Genomic DNA, 668 nt, shown 5'->3' with positions numbered 1-668 from the left:
GCTGCGCCCGCCGCCACCGGGGCGCGAGGCCTCGCGGGCACGCTGGGCAGCCTCCGATTCGACCTTGCGAACGGCCTCCTCCAGCGACAACCTTTCACGGGTGATCTCGGATTCGGAAAGCGGCGGCTGCACACTGCGCAGCTGCGCGATCAAGGCCGTGCGCGCCCGCTCATAGAGCGCGCGACGGCTTTCGCCGGGAGCGTTCGGGTCCAGGGCGGCAATAGCGCGGGCGATCAGCGGATAGTAATCAGCCATTTCAACTCAACTATACGCGCGTCCCGGTAAGATATCGTTAAGCCTCAAACGGATTTTGCACCAGGATAGTATCTTCGCGTTCGGGGCTGGTGGAAAGCAGCGCAACCGGGCACCCCACCAATTCCTCGATCCGCCGGACATATTTGATGGCCTGGGCCGGCAGGTCGGCCCAGGACCGCGCATTGGCGGTCGGCTCCTTCCAGCCCTCGATGGTCTCGTAGATCGGCTCGACCCGGGCCTGGGCGCCCTCGCCGGCGGGGAAGTGGTCGATCTCCTTGCCGTCGAGCTTGTAGCCGGTGCAGACCTCGATCGTGTCGAAGCCGTCGAGGATGTCGAGCTTGGTCAGCGCCAGGCCGTTGATGCCGCAGGTCCGGACCGCCTGGCGGACCAGCACGGCGTCGAACCAGCCGCAG

1 protein-coding gene and 1 pseudogene are annotated in these 668 nt (G+C 66.2%); both read right to left on the bottom strand.

Annotation, left to right across the window (positions count from 1 at the left end; translation table 11 throughout):
- Positions 1-255: pseudogene (locus tag MOV75_RS40840) on the bottom strand (hypothetical protein); the annotation flags it as partial.
- Between the two features lie 37 nt (positions 256-292).
- Positions 293-668, bottom strand: a 376-nt coding sequence (locus tag MOV75_RS40835; protein ID WP_247008520.1) for an adenylosuccinate synthetase, incomplete at its 5' end; no start/stop codon positions are given.

The organism is Bradyrhizobium sp. PRIMUS42 (assembly GCF_023006515.1).
Lineage (GTDB): Bacteria > Pseudomonadota > Alphaproteobacteria > Rhizobiales > Xanthobacteraceae > Bradyrhizobium.
Note: the sequence above shows the minus strand (reverse complement) of the source record. Positions and strands in the feature narration are given on the sequence as shown.